Source organism: Rhizobium quercicola (assembly GCF_021168455.1).
GTDB classification, from domain to species: Bacteria; Pseudomonadota; Alphaproteobacteria; order Rhizobiales; family Rhizobiaceae; genus Ferranicluibacter; species Ferranicluibacter quercicola.
In genome coordinates this window covers 228,999-248,613 of the sequence record NZ_JAJOZR010000009.1, presented here as the reverse complement: position 1 = coordinate 248,613, position 19,615 = coordinate 228,999, and the positions used below count along the sequence as shown (strand labels likewise).

Annotated in this window: 17 protein-coding genes and 3 pseudogenes; 10 read left to right on the top strand and 10 right to left on the bottom strand. The window is 58.3% G+C overall.

Annotated elements, in window-relative coordinates:
* The coding region (locus LRX75_RS15725; protein WP_231815684.1) for a porin at positions 1-422 on the top strand (422 nt) is incomplete at its 5' end.
* Between the two features lie 105 nt (positions 423-527).
* Here LRX75_RS15725 and LRX75_RS15720 read toward each other — a convergent pair.
* On the bottom strand, positions 528-866 hold the full coding sequence (locus LRX75_RS15720) for a hypothetical protein (RefSeq protein WP_231815683.1): 339 nt from the start codon (positions 864-866) through the stop codon (positions 528-530).
* Positions 867-1,018: 152 nt separating this feature from the next.
* Here LRX75_RS15720 and tnpA point away from each other — a divergent pair, with 152 nt between their 5' ends.
* The 3 genes from tnpA (at position 1,019) to tnpC (ending at position 3,434) form a co-directional block, all read left to right on the top strand.
* Positions 1,019-1,405 (top strand): IS66-like element accessory protein TnpA, encoded by a 387-nt coding sequence (gene tnpA / locus LRX75_RS15715; protein WP_231815682.1) that lies wholly within the window; start codon positions 1,019-1,021, stop codon positions 1,403-1,405.
* Positions 1,402-1,755 (top strand): IS66 family insertion sequence element accessory protein TnpB, encoded by a 354-nt coding sequence (gene tnpB, locus LRX75_RS15710; RefSeq protein ID WP_231815681.1) that lies wholly within the window; start codon positions 1,402-1,404, stop codon positions 1,753-1,755. Before tnpA ends, tnpB begins: the two co-directional genes overlap by 4 nt.
* Positions 1,756-1,823: 68 nt before the next feature.
* Positions 1,824-3,434: an IS66 family transposase gene (tnpC, locus tag LRX75_RS15705; protein WP_231815680.1), complete on the top strand. Its 1,611-nt coding sequence runs from the start codon at positions 1,824-1,826 to the stop codon at positions 3,432-3,434.
* Between the two features lie 657 nt (positions 3,435-4,091).
* On the opposite strand, the pseudogene LRX75_RS15700 reads toward tnpC, so the two are convergent.
* Both LRX75_RS15700 and LRX75_RS15695 read right to left on the bottom strand, forming a co-directional pair.
* Positions 4,092-5,009, bottom strand: a pseudogene (locus LRX75_RS15700) (diguanylate cyclase domain-containing protein); the annotation flags it as partial.
* A gap of 1,059 nt (positions 5,010-6,068) precedes the next feature.
* Entirely contained in the window at positions 6,069-7,964 is a 1,896-nt protein-coding gene (locus LRX75_RS15695; RefSeq protein WP_231815679.1) for a diguanylate cyclase, read from the bottom strand.
* A 321-nt stretch (positions 7,965-8,285) separates the two neighbouring features.
* Between LRX75_RS15695 and LRX75_RS15690 the strand changes: the two are divergent.
* Together LRX75_RS15690 and LRX75_RS15685 are read left to right on the top strand one after the other, a co-directional pair.
* A pseudogene (locus tag LRX75_RS15690) lies at positions 8,286-8,484 on the top strand (hypothetical protein); the annotation flags it as partial.
* 73 nt (positions 8,485-8,557) lie between these two features.
* Positions 8,558-8,971: a DUF6508 domain-containing protein gene (locus tag LRX75_RS15685; RefSeq protein ID WP_110737833.1), complete on the top strand. Its 414-nt coding sequence runs from the start codon at positions 8,558-8,560 to the stop codon at positions 8,969-8,971.
* Between the two features lie 31 nt (positions 8,972-9,002).
* On the opposite strand, the gene LRX75_RS15680 is transcribed toward LRX75_RS15685, so the two are convergent.
* Positions 9,003-9,566, bottom strand: coding sequence for an ATP-dependent metallopeptidase FtsH/Yme1/Tma family protein (locus LRX75_RS15680; protein WP_231815678.1), 564 nt, complete (start codon positions 9,564-9,566; stop codon positions 9,003-9,005).
* 29 nt (positions 9,567-9,595) lie between these two features.
* On the bottom strand, positions 9,596-9,823 hold the full coding sequence (locus tag LRX75_RS15675; RefSeq protein ID WP_231815677.1) for a hypothetical protein: 228 nt from the start codon (positions 9,821-9,823) through the stop codon (positions 9,596-9,598).
* A gap of 562 nt (positions 9,824-10,385) precedes the next feature.
* Here LRX75_RS15675 and LRX75_RS23430 point away from each other — a divergent pair.
* Both LRX75_RS23430 and LRX75_RS15670 read left to right on the top strand, forming a co-directional pair.
* Positions 10,386-10,562 (top strand): annotated as a pseudogene (locus LRX75_RS23430) (transposase); the annotation flags it as partial.
* Positions 10,563-10,574: 12 nt separating this feature from the next.
* Complete coding sequence (locus LRX75_RS15670) at positions 10,575-11,240, top strand: IS1595 family transposase (RefSeq protein ID WP_231815676.1); 666 nt, start codon at positions 10,575-10,577, stop codon at positions 11,238-11,240.
* Positions 11,241-11,309: 69 nt separating this feature from the next.
* On the opposite strand, the gene LRX75_RS15665 is transcribed toward LRX75_RS15670, so the two are convergent.
* The 3 genes from LRX75_RS15665 to LRX75_RS15655 form a co-directional block, all read right to left on the bottom strand.
* Positions 11,310-11,903 carry a hypothetical protein gene (locus LRX75_RS15665; protein WP_132714679.1) on the bottom strand — a complete coding sequence of 198 codons (594 nt, stop codon included), beginning with the start codon at positions 11,901-11,903 and terminating at the stop codon, positions 11,310-11,312.
* Complete coding sequence (locus LRX75_RS15660) at positions 11,900-12,232, bottom strand: hypothetical protein (RefSeq protein ID WP_231815675.1); 333 nt, start codon at positions 12,230-12,232, stop codon at positions 11,900-11,902. The genes LRX75_RS15665 and LRX75_RS15660 overlap by 4 nt, the downstream gene beginning before the upstream one ends.
* 292 nt (positions 12,233-12,524) lie before the next feature.
* The gene (locus tag LRX75_RS15655; protein WP_231815674.1) at positions 12,525-12,992 is read right to left on the bottom strand and encodes a hypothetical protein; all 468 of its coding nucleotides are present in this window, start codon (positions 12,990-12,992) and stop codon (positions 12,525-12,527) included.
* 446 nt (positions 12,993-13,438) lie between these two features.
* Here LRX75_RS15655 and LRX75_RS15650 point away from each other — a divergent pair, with 446 nt between their 5' ends.
* The gene (locus LRX75_RS15650; protein WP_231815673.1) at positions 13,439-14,422 is read left to right on the top strand and encodes an aldo/keto reductase; all 984 of its coding nucleotides are present in this window, start codon (positions 13,439-13,441) and stop codon (positions 14,420-14,422) included.
* Between the two features lie 534 nt (positions 14,423-14,956).
* Here LRX75_RS15650 and LRX75_RS15645 read toward each other — a convergent pair.
* Together LRX75_RS15645 and LRX75_RS15640 are read right to left on the bottom strand one after the other, a co-directional pair.
* Positions 14,957-16,282: a hypothetical protein gene (locus tag LRX75_RS15645; protein ID WP_231815672.1), complete on the bottom strand. Its 1,326-nt coding sequence runs from the start codon at positions 16,280-16,282 to the stop codon at positions 14,957-14,959.
* Positions 16,248-17,300 carry a nucleoid-associated protein gene (locus LRX75_RS15640; protein WP_231815671.1) on the bottom strand — a complete coding sequence of 351 codons (1,053 nt, stop codon included), beginning with the start codon at positions 17,298-17,300 and terminating at the stop codon, positions 16,248-16,250. The genes LRX75_RS15645 and LRX75_RS15640 overlap by 35 nt, the downstream gene beginning before the upstream one ends.
* A gap of 256 nt (positions 17,301-17,556) precedes the next feature.
* On the opposite strand from LRX75_RS15640, the gene LRX75_RS15635 reads away from it, so the two are divergent.
* Positions 17,557-19,563: a DNA cytosine methyltransferase gene (locus LRX75_RS15635; protein WP_231815670.1), complete on the top strand. Its 2,007-nt coding sequence runs from the start codon at positions 17,557-17,559 to the stop codon at positions 19,561-19,563.
* Positions 19,564-19,615: the final 52 nt, after the last annotated feature.

Below are 19,615 nucleotides of genomic sequence, written 5' to 3'. Positions count from 1 at the left end.
AGGACTGGGGCGGCTTCACCATCATCGGCGGCTATGATGCACATGCCGAAACCTTTGCCGGCAAGGCACGCCTCGATCTTGTTCTCAACAAGACCTTTTCCGTCTTTGCAATGGGTGGGTACCAGTCTGACTGGGGTAACTCGGATGGGCCTGGCGGTTCGCGTCGCCGTAATTTCTTTGCGTCCTGGAATGGCGAATATGCCGCTTGGGGTGGCTTTACAGCCAAGATCACGAGGAAGGCCTCGCTGAACACGCAGGTTGCTTATGAAGAAGACGGCACGTTCGCCGGCGCGGTGAACGTAAAATACGCCGTTGTTGACGGGCTGAGCCTTCAGCCGGAATTGAACTACACCAAGTTCGGCGGCAGCCGCGGCGACGAACGCGCCTTTGGCGGGACGGTCCGCCTGCAACGTGACTTCTGAAGTATTCTCACCGCACCGATGCCGAGGGATCGACATCGGTGCGGTCGTCCGCCAGAATCTCCACGTCAGGGGGTACGCAGTAGCCACTATGACGCTGGGATGCGCTCATGCAATGAGGCTGGCAGGACTGACGTCCGCCGCCAGCTTCTTGCGGGACTTCTTTAAAAGCGCGGGCTCAGCCTTCGCGGGCGCTTCCTCCTCATCGTCTGTGTCGATACCCAGACTGTCGAGACGATGCCTGATGGCCAACGCGTAGATGACGTCGAGCACGTGCTTGTTCGTGACATCGGGATCTGTCAGGGCCAGCAAAGCAGCCCGAACTATCTTCTTGCTTGAAGTCTTCGGCACCTGCTTGGCGACATAGTCAAAGAGCTGATGGCCGCTGAGGCCATCCGTCGCTCCGTCGACCAGGGCATGGTAGATCTTCTTATGCTTCTCGCTCATTGCGTTCGCTCCAACGACCGTCCAACATCGGCACGGCTGACGATAATAGCGCACACGGCGGAGCGTTCCGTAACCGGTGTTCCGCTCCCACGTTGTCCTCGCCGCCGTGATCTGAGATCGCCTATCCATGGACGAGCAACGGGAGTTTCTCCATGGAGAGTACACTGGAGATTCTCACGACCAGGAAGTCTGGACGTGAGCCGCATCGGCATTGGCCGGACGAGGTCAAGGCGCAAATCGTTTCGGAGAGCCTTCGGCCCGGCGCGTTGGTGAATGAAGTCGCAGAGCGACATGGCCTGAAGCCGAACCACCTGTCGACTTGGCGGACGATGGCACGGCAGGGCAAGCTGGTTCTGCCAGCACCCGAGGACGCAGTTGAGTTCGCAGCCGTGATTGTCGAGCCACCCATTTCGGAGCAGCCGATAAAGAAAGCCAACCGCCCCGAGATCATAGTCGGGTCCGTCACTATCCGGCTGGAGGAAGGGGCGACTGCCGCTCGGATCGCCGCTGTCGCACGTGCCTGTGCGGTTCCGGCATGATCTTTCCATCGAACCGGGTTCGGATCATGGTGGCGACCAAGCCTGTCGATTTCCGCAAGGGTCACGATGGATTGGCGGCGCTGGTCAAGAACGAGCTGCACAAGGACCCATTCACGGGGACGGTGTTCGTATTCCGATCACGCAAGGCGGACCGATTGAAGCTAATCTACTGGGATGGCAGCGGACTGGTGATGGCCTACAAGCGGCTGGAGGAGCACACCTTCACCTGGCCGGGCGTCAGGGACGGCCTGATGACCTTGGGACACGCACAGTTCGAGGCGCTGTTTGCCGGGCTCGATTGGCGCAGGGTCCGTCCCGTTGAGGCAAGAGCGCCGACAGCAATCGAATAGGTGCGACACGATGACTCGGGCGACAAATCCCGGCGGCAAGTCGAGGGAGAATTTGATAAACTTCCGGCATGTTGGACGCCGCCGATTTGCCGGACGATATCGCTGCCCTGAAGGCGATGCTGATCGCGGCGCAAGCGCGTGAAGTCCGCAAGGATGAGCGGATCGAACGGCTGGAGAAGCTGGTTGCCGCTTTCAAGCAGGCCGCTTTCGGTCGTAAATCCGAGAAGGCCGATCCTGAGCAATTCGATCTTGCACTGGAAGACTTGGAAACGGCCATTGCGGCGATCCATGCCGAAGACGAGGCCGACAGCGCTCCGGGTAAGCCGCACCCCAAATCTCGCGCCGCCAATCGTGGTTCTCTTTCTGCCCACCTTCCTCGCGTCGAAGAGGTCATTGAGCCGGAAAGCTTGATCTGCACCTGTGGTGGCGGCCTGCATTGCATCGGTGAGGACGTCTCCGAGCGGCTGGATGTCATTCCTGTGCAGTTCCGCGTCATCGTCACGCGCCGTCCCAAATATGCCTGCCGCGCCTGCACCGACGGCGTATTGCAGGCTGTAGCACCTGCGCGGCTAATCCATGCAGGATTGCCAACCGAGGCGACAATCGCACATGTGTTGGTGTCGAAGTACGCCGACCATCTGCCGCTCTACCGCCAAGCCCAAATCATGAGCCGCCAGGGGATTGATCTCGACCGCTCAACTCTAGCTGACTGGGTCGGCCGGGCGGCATTCGAGCTTCGCCCGGTCTTCAACGCTCTGATCGCCGATTTGAAGCGCTCGACCAAGCTGTTCATGGACGAAACTCGTGCACCGGTGCTCGATCCCGGTTCCCGTAAAACCAAAACTGGATACTTCTGGGCGCTGGCTCGTGACGACAGACCATGGAGTGGAGGAGCGCCGCCGGGCGTCGCCTTCACCTATGCTCCAGGTCGCGGTGGGCAGCATGCAGAACGGATATTGCAAGGGTTTACGGGCGTCCTTCAGGTCGACGGCTATGCCGGATATAATCGGCTGATCGCTCCGGATCGCGTTGGACCGGACATCCGGCTTGCCTACTGTTGGGCACATGCAAGGCGGAAGCTGGTCGAGATCACTCGCACCGGCTCGACTCCGATTGCGGAGAATGGCGTGAAGCGGATCGGCGAACTCTATCGCATCGAAGCAGAGCTGCGCGGTCTCGACGCCAACACCCGCCTCGCCGGGAGGCAGGCACGGTCAGCCCTATTGGTCGCGGACATGCGGACCTGGCTCAAGCATTATCGTGCCCGCGTCGCTGGCAAATCGCCGCTTGGTGAAGCTCTGGCCTACATCGCCAAATACTGGGATGGCCTTTGCGTCTTCCTGACCGACGGACGCGTCGAGATCGACAACAACACCGTCGAGAGAACCATCCGGCCGATAGGCGGACCTGAGTCATTATGCACTCCTTCTCTAACTATCTGTAAACATTGGAAGCGTGTCGGCGTCAGCAAGGCGACACGGGCGACCCTTACGCGCTATCGCAGTTCGGACGGCCGCAGAATTGAGGTCGCAGGCGCGGATTTGATACGGCGCGCCGGGAACCACCTGCTCGGCAGACAACGCCTTCGTCTTGATCAGATGTCGAATCCGATGATTGGTCACGCCCAACACCGCCGCAGCCTCGGTCATGGTCAGCCATTCGCCGTCTTTGTCGGCTGATTTGTAGGCTTGGATGGCGCGTACCCGCCTTACCGAAGCGACACGGTGCGCGGTCCAGGTTTTTCCTTGCCCGGTGGGCATGCCCATTCGATTAAGCGACGCGGCGATATGTTCATCGGACCAGCGGCCAGCCATGCTCCGCATCACCGCCAGAGCATCCTCTGCGGTGGCGCATCCATGTTCGCCACTCTGAGGTTTGCGGACCCTGAGCTCTGAATGCTGACCACCCTTCCAATGGATCGTCAGCACCACGTCACGCACCGCATCGTCGACATCAACGACAATGTCGGCGATGAGCGTGCGCAGCAGTTGTTGGCGCACGCGCATGGTCACATCCGGCGAATCCCAGGCCGACTGCAGATTGTCAGCCAAGTTCGCGAAGGTGGCTGGGTCGACCTCGATGGTCGAAGGACTTTCGGCAGGCTTGCGCCCTTCCAGATCCCGCACACGGCGGAGCGCTGTTTCCCAATTCTTCTCAAGCTGCGCGGCAATGAGGCGGTTGTCGGGATCGCATGCCGCATAACGCCGCTCGGCAAGGCTCGCCTCGTAGCGGGCCTGCCGCAGTTCCAGGTCGTGGATGTGGTGCTGTTCTTCCTGTCGCTCCCGGTGCATCCGCTCTGCTTCTGCCGCAATTACGATGTCATCCGGCAGTTCAGCCGCTGTCTTGCATGCCTGCAGCAAAACCCATCTGCCTACTTCACAGATCAATCCGAGGGATTCTAGAACGGGAATGAACTCGACCGGTGGAACTGGCTTGCCATTGCCATCATCCATTCGAAGCAGGGCCTCAAACCCGGTGATCTTGGAGCCGTCGGAGCTGTACTGCGGCTGATATGCGAGCGTGAACTCAAGCCGAGCAGCAGCCTCACGAACGCGCTCTTCCAGCTCGACCTTTCTGCGCTGCTCGGCTTCCATTTTGGCATCGAAAAGGCGTGCTTGATTTTTTCCCAAACGTTTAGCCTCATAAAGAGCGAAATCCGCCGCCTGCATGAGCTTGGCTTCGCTGTCGCCGTGGTAGCCGAAGATCGCCGTCCCGACGGACGCGCTCAAACTCACGGGTTTGTCTGATATCACGACCGGGTCTCGCAAAGCCTTCAGGATCCGCTGGGAGAACGTCTCGACGCTTCCAGCCGTATAGCCGTTCTGCAACACGACAAACTCGTCGCCACCCCGTCGCCCGACAATATCCCCGTTCGAAACCAGTCCCAGAAGACGCACTGCCACATCCTGCAGAACCTGGTCCCCAACATGATGACCCAACGTGTCGTTAATCCCCTTGAACCCATCGAGATCGACGGCATGAATGGCGAACCCTCCACCGTTTGCCTGCACCTCGGCAATCAGGATCGACATCTCGTTCGAGAAGGCGGCCCGGTTCTTCAACTGTGTCATCGCATCGTGATGGGCGAGAAAGACGATTCTTTGGTCCAGCTCGACAATGAGCGAACGGAACACGCTCAACCCTATGAAGAAGACCACCACGGCGGCGACGCTCGACAACTGTAGTGCCAGATTGCGTTTCCCTCGCAGGCCATCCAACCGTTGCTCTATTAGGCGCTCCAGATTGTCGCTCATCGCGCTCCAGGCCTGGATGACAAGCTTCTTCTCGGCCTTTCCATCTGTCGGCACGAAATCCTCGCCCCTGCGGAACGGCCCCTCGAGAAGGCTCGCCCTGACCCTGTGTCCGGAGATAGACATGAGATGGACCGAGCGCATGGCAAGTTCGACCTTGGTCGAGAGCTTTCGCTCGAGTGATCCGTCCAAGTTGGCAGCCAAGGCATGTTTGTATGTCTGTCGCATGCCCTTGAGCGCATCTTCGAGCCGCATCGTTTCGAGGAACAGCCACGACGCGTTCTGGGACAAAGCTGCGGGAACCGCCTGGCTGGAAGACATCATCTGCGATAGCGCGTCGATCGACGCGATGACCTGCGGCGTCTGGAAGATCATCGTCTGTATGAGATAATAGCTATCGATCTCCGGATCGATTGTAAGACCGGTTTCGTCGCTGATAGCGGAGATCAACGCAAGCAACGCATAACGGACCGCTTCCGGATCGACGCTTTCAGCGGAAAGTGCGACTTTGACCGCGTTGGAAAACGGGCTTGAGCCAAAACGCGGATCCATTTCGGCGCGGACCGCATCGAATGTCGTGAGATATTGGGTTCCGGCAGACGAGCTGCCGCTTGCCAGGTCTTCGAACAGGGGGATGACAGCTCGGAGATATTCGATGCCGGCGCGTTCGGTAATAGCAAACGTGATCGCCTTCTGACTTTGCGAAACGAACAGCCAGCCAAACACAATGCTTGGCACTGCGAGCAGGACAACGACCAGCAGGAACCGATACTTTGTCATGCACGCATTCATGATATATGCTCTTTCTGACAACGTAATCAGCAGTCCTGCGTCAGGAAGACTCAAGTATTGTCATCAGCCTCAGGCGAAGAGCCACTCTAACTTCATTGGATTACGGGTAAGTTAAGAGGAACGCTTGCACACTGACTCAGCTTTCGGGGCAAGGCTCCTTAACCAGCAGTACCTCTCTTGAGCCAGTCACATCTCTCCCCTTTACCAAATACACTCGCGCAGCAATGAACATTGACAAAGAGAGTCATACGCCTGGGAAGAAGGCTCAATTCACCCAGCACGCGCCAGTGCTGTCACATTCGCCTCCGTGCGGTCGCGCCCCAGGCTCTTCGCACGGTAAAGGGCTTCATCGGCCATCTTGACGATATCAGATGAGACAAGGGTGTCCGGCGGGTACTGCATACAAACCACTCCGATGCTCGCGGTCACGATGCCAGCCTCGCTTGCCACATGGGTGACTGCAAGGGTGCGGATGGCGTGGCGCAGATCGTCTGCAATTCTCATGGCTTCCTCCAGCGCCACGCCAGGTAGAACAAGGCAGAACTCCTCCCCTCCATACCGTGCGGCGGTATCGGACTTGCGGCGGGCCGCCTTCCCGATGGCGCCGCCGACCAGTTTCAGGCAGTCATCGCCTGCCGCATGGCCGTAGGTATCGTTGAATGCCTTGAACCTGTCGACGTCGAGGAGAAGGAACGAGAGTGGAGAACCTGAACGGCGGCTATCGGCAAGGTCTCCAGCGATGGCCTCGTCGAAAGCCCTCCGGTTGGCAAGACCGGTCAGCGCGTCCGTCGTCGACAAGCCTTTCATCTCCAGCGCCATCTGTCGTAGGCCTTCTTCGGAGCGCTTCATGAGCGTGACATCCGAAGCCACGACCATTGCGGAACCATCCTCAGCAACGCGGGTCCGCAGGCTCAACCACCTGTCGTCGCACAGGTGGATGAGTTCGTCCTTGGCAACCTGCAGCGTCGCGGCCAGGTCCTGGATCTGTTCTTCGCTGGCATCGACAGGCAGACCTTTCCGTTCCCCGTTTCTTACGACGGCACGGATGATGTCAGTGATGTGCGCTCCGGGCACGCGGGCGTAAGCCGAGCGCGGAAAGATAGCGCGGTATTGTTCGTTGCAGAACAGGAGCGTGCCGGCTCGATCGAACATAGCCAGACCGTCAGACATCTGCGCCATGGCTCGGGCCATGAGGTCCCGACTGTCTTGAAGATCCTGGGCCAGTCGCTTCCGCTCGGTAATATCCGTGGTGACACCCGCCAGACCCACCAGATGGCCCTGACGGTTCCTGAGCGGCACCTTCGACGTGGAGTACCAGCGCCTCGTCGCCTCTCCTCGGTCTATGCACTCTTCGAAATCGACGAGGGCTTCGCCGGACTGCAGGATAGCCTGCTCGCGCTCGAACAGCGCCTGTGCCCTGTCTGCAGGCTCCAGGTCGAAGTCACTGAGGCCGATCATCTCGGAGGATCGGCTTCGCCCATGATGATGGGCAACGTTCCTGTTCGTAACAACGAACCTGCCCTTCAGATCTTTCACATAATGGAAGTCGGGAGCCTGCGTCAGAGCTGCATGTAGAATATCCCGCTCAAGCGTGAATGAGCCGAAATACCGGATTGCAAGCCCCGCCGCGGCCGTCGCAGCGAAGTTCGCAAGGGCGATCGGAACGGCAAGCTGGCTCATCGCGCGTTCGAAGAGATCATTCGGCAGCAAATTCAGGACAGCGACAGACAGTCCCGCTGCCGCAAGGGCGCTGACGATCACGGACAGCCGGTCGGTCGCCTTACAACGGTCAAGGACGGTCCCGAGCGCCAGCGCGCTGATGGCCATGATCGCGATTGCCAGGATACCGATGCCCGCTGCTGCACCTCCGAGGAAAAGCCGGAACGCACCCGCGATGAGCACTGTCACCAGCAGCGATACAGGGCCGCCAAGCACGCCCGACGTCATGATCATCGACAGACGAAGATCCAGATAGACCCCTTGATCGAAACGGATCGACAGCGCCATGGATGCGATGGATCCCAGACCAAGCACGGCCCCCAGACATGCCTGCTGCTGGAGCTTCGACAGCCCGTAGAGCCGGTATCCTACATGCATCCACGCTGAGATAATGAGCGCGACGCATGCGAAGTTGCCTACAAGTGTCTGCCATTCTGCCGTCATCATTTTATCCCCAACCGATTGCTTCTTAGCAAAATTTTATTGAGGACGTGTTGACGTGAATCACCCAGCCACATCTGAGAAGCGCAATATTCGTATAGCCTCGCCTCCGACGATCTGAGTGGACCTGTTGGGACCCCCGTCCCGAACTGCTTCATCGAGCGTGTGCATGTGCCGGTTCGCCGAGTCAAAGACCGCTGAAGAAATCACCAGGTCCAACTGCTGTCGTTCGTCGAACCCGACATCGCCGAGCGCTCTCGCGTCTACTTCTGTCGCCTGTTGCGGGACCGTGGAAAGTTTGGCAGAAAAGTCGAAGATCGCCTGGAGATGCCCCTCAAGTTCGGCATCGACTCCGTTCTCGAAAATCGCATCGATGACAACTGCCCGCTCGGTGCGAGTGATGAGCTTCCTGCGAAGTCCTGGGTTCCCCCCGCGTGTCATTGGCGATCAGCCGATCATCGACGTCGTCATTCTGGGCGGCGGCTTGGCAGGGATTGTTGCTTCCGGCATGCTGAAGCGCTCGGGCGCGATGCACGAAGGTGAACCGCGCTTCTGAACGGACATAGGACTTCCAACGACCTTAACCGCCCGGAAACACGATGCAGCTACCACCGAACTTAAAATCACTCGCACCGATAGCTAATCTATTTGCCGACCCGCGTCTTCCGTTCGGATTTTGGGCCGGTGGTGAGATTGCCGACGGCATCGGCCAAGTTCCCTGCTATATACTCTCGCCTGAAGCGCAAATCTTCGTTTCCGCGGTCGATGCTGGAAACTGGGTACGACCTGAAATCAACTGGTCGGGCGCGGACGAAAGAGAACGCTACAGGCGGCTCTATACGGCGGCAGGTGCTATCGAGACCGCGACAATCGATGATCTCGTACATCTGCTGACGACGTTGATCCGCGGCGACCGCTTCAATGAAGGAATGCTCGCCAAAGCCTTTGATGATGGGGTCATCCACCGCATACTGGCTAGATCTGTGACACTGAGCGAGACCAACGATTCGTGAGAGAACGGACACCGAGCTATTGCGGCAGGTTCTAGTAGCTGAACACCGCCAAGACCTCCTCCCCCGACAGATCCAATCGCTCCAGCAGGTCCTGACGAAGCCGTACGGATGCGCCCCGATGACGCTCGATAATATCCTTCGCCCGAGCAAGCTGCTCCCGCAGAACGCCGTCCACCCTGACCATCAGGTGCGGATCGAGATGCTTGATCTCATCCAGCCGCCTATCGCCGACATCGCCATAGGAAGCCAGGTACTCTCCCATTCCATGGCTACGTTCCATGTCGACGGCGATCCAGATCGCACGATGAAGATCCGACCCCTCGCCTGCTGACGCTCCGTCATTTTGCTGACCTAGAAAAATCTCTACGATGGCGATGCCGGTCATGAACAGCGCCATCATGTCCAGATAACGCCGACGCGTCCTGCGGATCCAACGTTCCGTGGCAAAACGTGTGCCGCCCAAGGGCTGCGCGCCCCATGTGATGGTTGCCGCCGAAGAGATCGTCACGCGTGCCAACTGCAGTCCAAGTTCGAGCCCGACCATGCGACGATGGAAGTAAACTTCAGCGGGCTGAGCGGATTCTTCGACCGACAAAGTCGCCGGGCGTTCATTGTCGCAGAAGGCTACAGGCTCATGGCGGTCGGGCTAACCGACTTCAGCAGATGAAGGCGATTGCCAGCGACGTCGATGATTTTCTGCCGCTGTAAGAAGTAGAGGCCTTGAAGGATCTGATCCTGGGCGACACCCTTTGCGGTGAGAGGTGGTCCGACCTCGTAGAGGCTTATGTCCGTTGCCGGCTCGATGGCAAGGTCCCGCAGGAGCGCGATAATTGCTTGATCGGCAGTGACCATTTTCGTTCCTTATGCAGAGGAAAAAAGAGGTTGATGGCAGGTAGCTGACGCATGTCGGTGTTCTTGTTATGTTCTCCACCAAACGGCTCCTTGAGTCAACGCTTGCTGTGGTGACCTTGAGGCGGAAGCGGAAAACGCTCAAGCCTATGAAGATGAGGACGCATAGAAGAGCCTTTGCTAGTCAAAGGGCAATGTTTTGCAAAGCCAGTCATTACGCATTTGTCCGGAATTAGGTAGCAAATGCCACAAAGTTGATTACTGGCGAAAAATTCAACCTTTAATGGATAGTTAACCAGTTAGCAGCACCTCGATCGACTCTCGCCCTCGCGCCTGGTATGAGATCGACATGGTTACGAGAGCAACACGAATAGGCTGACGACTTCACCCCGCCCCAGAGGCGGACGTCAGCATGTGTTTCTTGTTCTGAGGTGACCATTGTCCTCCATCACTCTCCCGATCCTGCGTCCCAACGCCTACGACCCCTTCGAAGACTAGGCCAAGAGGTTGGAAATACGAGCGTTGCCTTTGGCCTGACCCCAAGGACGAATACGGTCAGCACTTCCTGCTGACCAAGAAGGCGCGCAACGTCGATCCCGAGGCCGTCTGGGGACTGAGCGAGGCGGAGGCCTACGGCCTGTTCTGCGGTTTCCGCTGGTCGGCCAACGGCGGCGAGCCGTTCTGCCCCAAGTGCGGCGACACCGATCCCTACAGCATCCGCCGTCGTCGGTTCAGTTGCTCGGACGGGGATTGCATGCGCGAATTCTCGGTGACCTCGGGTACGGTCTTTCACTCGCGGAAGCTCTCCTTCAAGAAACTCCTGATGGCGATCTGGGAGGAAGTGACCGCCGTGAAGGGGCTGGCCGCCCTGCACCTGACCCGAAAGCTCTGCGTCGAGTACAAAACCGCGTGGGTTCTGTTGGCGAAGATCAGGGAGGCTGTCGGCAAGCGCCGGGCAAAGATGAAGCTTTGGGGCTCCGTCCAGATCGACGGCAAGTACATCGGTGGTCACATCAAGCCGGAGAACAAGGCCGAGGACCGTATTGATCGTCGGCGTGACACCAACGGCAAACGGATGTGCGTGTTGTCCCTGCGTGAGCATAATCCGGACGCGCCGAACCGCACCGTTACCCGCGTCGTATCAGACGAGAACGCGAAGGCTGCCTGGGCGGCCGTTCGAGATTACACCCAGCCGAATACGGTAATGACGGCGGACGAGCATACCTCGTACGGCGATCTCGTGGGTCTGGCGATCCTGAAGCGCGTGCTTCGCTGGCAACTGGCGGACGTGTTGCGGACGGTGACGCACCGAACGACCTCGGAGAACCTCTGTGGCTACTGGCAGGGCGCGGCGGAGCGTATCGATGACCAAGTGTGGACTGAGGCCACGACAGTCGAGAAACAGCAATACCTGAGGTGAACCCCAGCCACTAACGAAAATGTGGAATCACGACTAAGCGGCAAAACACGGAGACCGACTGCCTATCGTTCAGGGCTTCCAGGTGCTTCCAATGGCTGCGGGTTCATCGACTCCGTCAGGGAGATCGGTGAACTTTCTGGCGTCCTCGGGTCTTCTGCCAGGTTTGGTGGGATGAAGCATTTCATCTATCACTTGGTCTGCCGATGCTATCACACCCACATCCTCCAATCCCCGGAGCAATCCGACGGTTGAGATCAGGTGCAGATTCGGTGGTCGGTTGAACACCCTCAAGCCCGCGTCCTCAAACAAGATCGCGACAGGATCGCTGGCCCTAAGATAGCGTTCAAGGCCTCCTTCATCGGAGATGAAATCGACCATGGCGAGTTCTCCGGCGTTCTTTTTCAGCTTTTGTCCAAGTCGCCGCTTTTGCCGTTCGGTTTCGCCTATGTCTGTGCGCTCAATCACGAAAGGTGGAGAGTTGCCATCGATGAAGTCTTTAACTTCGGCATCTTTGAGGTAGGAAAAATCGCTGGTTAGTTCGTCGTAGACAGCGTCAACGACAACAATCCGCATATCAAGTTCGAGTAGAAGATCAAGCCGATCAGCCACCCACAGACTATTGATCGGACCGGCGTCGGGCAGGATGATTGTGCACCTCTTCATCCCATCCTCCAAAGCCTTGCGAAGGTGGCAGCCTGATTCTCGATTTCGTGTGCCGGGGGAAGAGGCATGGGAAGATCGGCATCTCCGAGCGCGACGAGCAGTTCGGCGTAGTCCCTCAGACCAAGGCGACGAACTGCCTCCCGTCTTGACAGCATCCCTTTTGAGTACGCCAGAAGCGGGTCTTCGTCCGAAATTTCTCTCTCCGGTTCGGTGATCGCCTCAAAATGCTCGCGCACGATCGCAGTCATAGTTGTCCGATTTTGCGCGGCATACGCTCTAACCTTCGCAACCAGTTCATCTGGCAAATTCATGGTCGTGTTCTTCAACATGGAGCAACCCTCCGTTTCTTCACATATATATGTGAATCAGGCGCGATTGACAAGGACTGTGCGTAACTATGCCTGCGGAGATATCTTCAACACCATGGCATGCAGACCTTGCCCCCATCATAAGGTTAGGGTCTCGGGACCTCGGTATGGATTCCACATTTTCGTTAGTGGCTGGGAGGTGAACCTGGATTTCTCTTGCGTATCGCGAGGCCGAAAGTGATCCTTTAGGAAAGGAGAGCCAATATGAAGATTTTCAGAAAAACCACCACGATCTGATCGTTGGTCGCCGCGTCTATCTTGCGATCTCCCAGAGACGGCGACTATTGCCGTCTTCGGATGGTTCGAAGCGAACAAGTCCCTGCTCTCGCAGACCATTCAGGACCGTGGCGAAGCGGCTGGTGATATGGCTGCTCAGTCCCGCCGCTCTGTCGGCCAGTTGTTCCTTGTCGACGAAACTCTGGGCGATTTCAGCGGCGGCGACAGGACGCTCTGCCCATCTTAGAATCTCGAGCACGATATGGCGCGAGTTCCTGCCCTTCAGCAGCGCGGTGACCCGCTTGGTCGGAGTGAGGCCTCCAGTTGAAACAGGCCGTCTAAAACTAGCCGTACCGCTCGGACGAATGCTGGGATCGTAGCAGGCGATCACGGTCTCGAAGGCAATCACCTCTTCCTCAAGAGCCGCCTGTTCGACACGGATCGCTTCCAGTCGGTCTTTCTTTTCCGCCAGCTTGGCCTTCAGTTCCTCTACCACGTCCGACATTTCCGCACTCCGGTTTCACAACCAGAAGGTAGTGTTATCCGAGGGCATAATCTTGTGGAATCTGCTACCTAATTCCGCATTTGTCTAACAAGGAGGATCCACACGACGTGGAATCTCCGGACGTCGCCATGCGTGTGACTTTCTGCCTTTAGGTGCCTGCGCTGACCATATCTCTGGTCGCCGCTAACTGTTTATCTTCGCCCACCAGAAAAGTAGCGCGGGCCTCAGCATTCTGATCGCGGTCGCCGCCGTCGAATCGATTGGCCTGGCCGGAACCGACCTCACCGCTTTACCGGGTCGTTTGCAGTTGACGCGGGAACAGTAATGCTGGAGCTGACTTTGGTGGTTGTCCTTATGACGATCGTGCGCGCGGCCCGCCGTCGCGACACTATCGACAGGGATCAACTTGTGCCCGCTAAGCGCGCGGCCTGATCAAGGAGACTGGCATGCAAAAACGAAACATCGGCACGCTTGAGGTATCCGCTCTCGGCCTCGGCTGCATGGGTCTGAGCCACGGTTACGGGACGCCCACCGAGACCAAGGATGCGGTCACCCTCATCCGGGCGGCACACGACCGCGGCGTGACCTTCTTCGACACCGCGCAGGTCTATGGGCCGTTCACCAACGAGGACGTGGTCGGAGAAGCGTTGCAGCCGATCCGTGAGAAGGTTGTCATCGCCACCAAGTTCGGCTTCGAGCTTCCAAGCCCCGATGGCAGTCAGCATTTAAACAGCCGCCCGGACTATGTCCGTCGATCGGTCGAAGCCTCGCTGAGGCGGCTCCGCACCGACGTGATCGACCTCCTCTACCAGCATCGCGTCGATCCGGCCGTGCCGATCGAGGATGTCGCGGGGACCGTCAAAGACCTGATCGCCGAGGGCAAGGTGAAGCACTTCGGTCTTTCCGAGGCCGGTCCGCAGACAATCCGCAAGGCGCACGCCATCCTGCCGGTGACGGCGCTTCAGAGTGAATATTCGCTGTTCTGGCGAGAGCCGGAAAAGGAGATCATCCCGCTGCTGGAAGAACTGGGCATCGGCTTCGTGCCGTTCAGCCCGCTTGGCAGGGGTGTCCTGACTGGCAAGATCGACGAGACAGTAACCTTCAGCCCTGGCGATTTCCGCAGTTCCCTCCCGCGTTTCCAAGCCGAAAATCTGAAAGCCAACAAGGCTCTGGTCGAAGCTCTCACCAGAATTGCTCAGACCAAGGGTGTCACGCCTGCTCAGATCGCGCTGGCTTGGCTGCTCGCGCAAAAGCCCTGGATCGCGCCGATCCCCGGCACGACCAAAGTGCATCGTCTTGATGAAAATCTCGGGGCTGTAAAGGTCGAGCTCTCGGAAAAGGACGCTTCAGGGATCGCCGATGCGCTTGCGAAGATCGAAATCGTCGGCGACCGTTATCCGGCGCACCTCCAGGCGCACGTTGGAAAGTGAACGCTGTCCGAGCCCCTAACCCTTGCCTCAGACAAACGGGAAGACATGACGAACACCATCCCAACCGCCCCTTGAGCAACGGGGTCAAGGTGACAATCCTTGTCCTCTGCTCTCTCGCGCCCGCTAGTCCCTCCTCGCCGAGGGCATTGTAGCGCGAGATGGGTTGGGTTCTTTCGATGATCAGCCTATCGAGACACGCATGTTGCCGAGATGTCCGACAAGAAAGCGGTTGCCTACGTCGCGCACATAGACGGAAACACCCTTTGCGTATGCGATTTGAATTATTGATGGAGTCAAGCCCTGCATTATCCTGTCGGGCACCAGTGCGAGCCGCATGACCGAGACTGGATAGACGGCACTGCAACTGCGCATCAGCGCGCACAGTTCCAAAAGGCAAGATGACGCGGCGAGCGAACTCGATATACGGAAAGAGGCGACGACCCTCAGCCGTGCTGCTAAACTCAGGAGCAATCCATGGATCGTGCCGTCCGTCTCGCACGATCCGATGAGAAACTCATCTTTTCCAACGAGCGCCTACGGAGACGGCATCGGTGTCTGAAATATCACGATAAAGGCGAGCACGAGCACCGATCCCCCTCCCAAGGCGCATATGAGGTAGAAGACCCATTCGGAACTTGTGATCGGATCTGTGACAAGCTGTTTGTACTCGATCTTCGGAAGAAATCTGTAGAGGCGCTCCTGCCAGCTCCGCCTGGCCTTCCGCTGAAAGAAGACGTGAAGACCTCCGGACACGGCGACCATCAGGACATAGACGACGGCCACGCACATCAATGCCATGACTAGTCCCGGACTGACCGTCGCTGTCGTCTTTGCCGCCAGCAGGCCGAGACCGACAGCAAGCGCGCTTGCGACCGCTGCCGATGTCTGACGTGTGGCTTCGGTCGTTTTGCCGATTTCCTCGGTGACCGCCTTTCTAAGATCCGCAAGCGCCTTCAGCGTGTCGTTTCCGACCGACATGAGATGCATCTCGTAGGCGATACGCGCACCTTCAAGCGCAGAATATAAGTTCTCCTCGAGGACGGCTGTCGTCGACCTGTTCAGCGCGGCGGATCTCGCGAGTTCGGCGGCAAGAAGGGTATGTCTCGTTTCCGTCTCCCTCTCGTTCTCGAACACCCAGGCGATAGCATTCTGCAGAAGCAGGAAACCTCGGCCTGTGACGAACTCGGCCATCTGCTCCGAGGATGGCCTCTCCAGAACGAGGCGGGAAGGACCACGGAACTTCAACGCGCCGCTTTCAGGATCGATCTCGTTGGGCAGACACAGGGTCAGTGCGTCGGAAGCGACCTCAGCCCATCTATCACGGCACGCGTCGGAAACGCCGAGATCACGTTCCGGGTCACGCAGCAACCATCTCCCAACGCTGTTAGGTGCCGACCGCTCGGCCGAGTACTCACGGACGAAGTAACGCGGGTTCTTCGTAGGGATCGGATCAAGCGTGGGCAGGCTTTCTCCCCATGGCAGGAAAAGCGTGCTCCAGGTCCGGATGGGTACTTGCAAGCCAGCTACCCACCAACAGGATTCAACATGGTCTGGCTCCGCCAGCATCGTTCGAAATCCGTGCTCGGTCAGCACGCAGAGAATGCCATTCTCATTCGTCGGTTTGCCGATGACCAGTCTGAACGGGGCGAATCCCTCATCGACATCGTCTTCATCCCATCTCGTGCCGGCTTCGTCGGCTATCGAGCACGTGAACGCTCCCGAACGGCAGACAGAGGCAAGCCCCCGCGCTTGTTCCGCGCCAAGGTTCGAGACAGCGACCGACTGCGGTCCTTCGAGGAGGTTTGCTCCGCGACAGTGCAGATCGTCAATGTGTCGTCCTAGATCCCTCGCGGACAACATCGTCCTCCGTCGCCATTGTTGTTCTGATTGTGATGATCTCGCCACCGTCAGCCTGCGGCCGCCGTTCTACGAAGCTTCTGTCTAGATCGTCAGGATACAGCACGATCACGCCCTCGGTCGTTTTGACACGCCGCAGAGCAGGCCTCTGCAGCACGGTCCTGTCAGGCGGAAACTCCAAGCCATCGAGGTTGGCTGACCGAAGCTTGCGGGCTACTCTTTTCGTTACGTCCTCCGTCAGCGTCTTGTTGCCTACCGCATCCGAGGCAGCGATGATCGCCTCCGAAATACTCGTGCTGTTCACGGTGCCACGGTCACGCAGAGAAGCCTGCGCACGCCGGAAAGCTTGAGGTACGCCTCCCGTCGGCAGGGAGTCACGGATCTCCGTCAATGTAACACGAAGGATATCCCGCACTTTCCGGGTCAGCTCCTCGTCCGAACGGACCCGCTTCACATGCAGGAATTTCGCAAAGTAGTCCGCTATTTCCAGGCCGGGCATGATGCGGTCAGTCGCCGAGAGCGACGACAAGGCTGTGCCTTCCAGAACACGGATGATCGCGGATTTCTGGATGGCCTTCTTCTGCGCGACGAAAGCTTGGAGGATGAGACGCAGCAGATCGCCGTTCTCGCCAGCCGATTGCTCGATGACCTGCTGATAGTCGTATTTGATGAAGCTGAAAAACCTGACCTCCGGTTGAGCCGTACGAAGCTCGAACACGAAGAAGGCGCCTGGCTTGCTCGTGCTGCCATGGAAGCGCGCGAAGTCCTGCGAGAGCTCTTGGGCACCGCTCTCAAAGGTATGCCCGCCGGTCGAGATGCTTTCGACTATGCGTTTCGTGTTGGACGACGGATCGAACTCGAAAATGGCGGATGCGTCGGTATCTTTAATGCGATCGAGGAAGAATTCGGCATGCTCAACCGGACGTGAGCGCTGCGGCTGGAAGCCTTCTTCACTGACCACATGGAGAATCATGTTTTCGATGCGCAGGGATGCGAGCTCGTCGTCAGTAAAGAAACCCATGTAAACCTTTCAGAACCATCCCAAGTTGAATTGCCACTTGCATCGAGTGTTAGTCCCGTGTCAGGATTCGGGCAAGACGCTCAGCAATTTCCGAGATTGGAACGTTCGTATCCCCCGGTGGATAACGCTGGCAGCCCTGCTCGCTTCCGCCCCGACGACAAACATCCGACTCTGCAGCATTTTAGCTTTTCTCTTACCAAGACAGAAGCAGGCTAACCGGTAACAGGATTCGCGGAACAAATCCTGTGGGGCCTACATGAACGGTGAATCGGTAATCCTAGGCAACGCGAAGAGCGATCTTCTTGATCTGCGGAAGAAGATGAGCGCGCTTATCCTCGAAACCGCGAGGCAGGTGGGAGAGCTGTCGAGGCACGTGAAGCCGCGCAAGATCCGTGCGTTCCTGCGTACCGAATGCCGCCTCCCCTCAAGTGAGCTTGCGACATATCTCAAGTTCGACGAAAAGCTCAGGGAACATATGAATGTCCTTCAAAAGGCGAACATAACGTACCCTCTTGCGAAGGCCCTGACCGCTGCGGACGACGACGCGCGCCGGGAGGCTGTCGCCCTGATCGCGTCGGGTTCTACCCTCGACGCGCGGGACGTCACCGCAATCGCGAGGCGCATACGTCAAGATCGATACGCAAGCCAAGATCTTGCTCTAGCCAAACGACGCGCAGACGTCGCCAAGCTGGCGGGCGCAAACCTCATGCGTCTCAAAGCAGGATTCGAAGCGAGCTTGTCAGGCCTGATCGACGAAGTGGACACCTTCATCGCGCGCCACATGCCGCTGCCGGATGAGGACTGGCAGCCGGATCCGTCCAACCCCTCGTACAAAGAAGCCGTCGAGAAAATCTGCGACACCGCGACACCGCTCAGACAATCCTTCGAAGTCGTCTACGGATATGACCACTATCTCAGCGAGGCGGAGTTTAAGGTCGCGGACCCGAACCACCCGCATGTGGTCGTATCCAAAGCGTGGCACGGCTTGAACCGCTTCGCCCAGGCCAAGTTCGGCAGTGATGGCGGCTTCGCCTTTGATGAGAGTAAGAACGCTTTCTACACCTACGACATCCTGAATGCCCTGATCGAACTGCTGGCCGACAAGAACATCCAACCCAGAACAGCTATCCAGCGAAAGCCCGTGATTGCCGCTCCCTACAAGAAGGCAACCGCGCTGAAAGCGCTCGAGCTTTGCGCGGGTGCGGGCGGGCTGGCGCTAGGATTGCAGGCCGCAGGCTTCCAACATCTGGCATTGTTCGAGAAGGACAAGCACGCGGCGGCGACGCTGAGACATAACCTGCCGGGCTCCCCCGTCTACGAGGAGGACATCCGCCGCGATTTCTGCGAGTTCGAAGGACGTGTGGATCTTCTTGCAGGTGGCATGCCCTGCCAGCCCTATTCGGTTCAGGGGAGCATGCGGGGGCCGGAGGACAAGATCGATCTCTTCCGGGACGGTGTCCGTATCCTGAAGCAGGTGAAGCCGCGAGCCTTCATCTTTGAGAACGTGCGAGGATTCAATGCTCCGGTGTTTTCATCCTACAGGGCGGAACTGCTGCATGGCTTCGAAGCTGCGGGATATGAAACTGATGCATTCATCCTCAACGCAGAAGATTTCGGCGTTCCCCAATCACGCAACAGAATCTTCCTTGTTGGCATGGCTCGAGGCGAATTGAACCGATATCGACGCCCGCCGAGGAAGACAAGCCACCAATCCTCCATCGGCGCCGCACTTGCCGATCTGATGAGCGCCAATGGCTGGTCTGGAGCGGCGGCTTGGAGCGAGCAATTCGATGACCGACCGTCTCCAACCGTGGTGTGCCACGCATCGTCTTCGTACGACAGCGTAACGAATACATGGGCTCAAGTCGGGATAGATCCGGCTGGGATCCCGCTGTCCGGTCCGACGGAAGAGGAAGCCTTCGCGGGCGGGCCGGGGTTCCTTCCGAAGATGACGAATGCCATGCGTGCTCGGCTGCAGGGATTCCCGGACCGTTGGAAATTCTCAGGTGGCAAAGTCGCTCAGGCCAGGCAGATCGGAAACGCTGTCCCGCCGCCCCTTGGCATAATCGTGGGACTTTCCGTACTCGCCGCACTCGAAGGGGTCGGTGTAGACTACAACGCGGTGCTTCATCGACCGATTATCGCGGATGAACAGATCGGACAGCCTTGGCAAGTTGCAAAGCGACTGAACCTGAACGGCATGATGCGTGACCTCGAACAAGACGGGGAAGGTTCTCCAAGGGTCGCGGAGCGTGTCTTATAGCTCGATGCGCGGCGATGGATTCTTGTACAATGAGGGTCTGACAGCAAAAGGC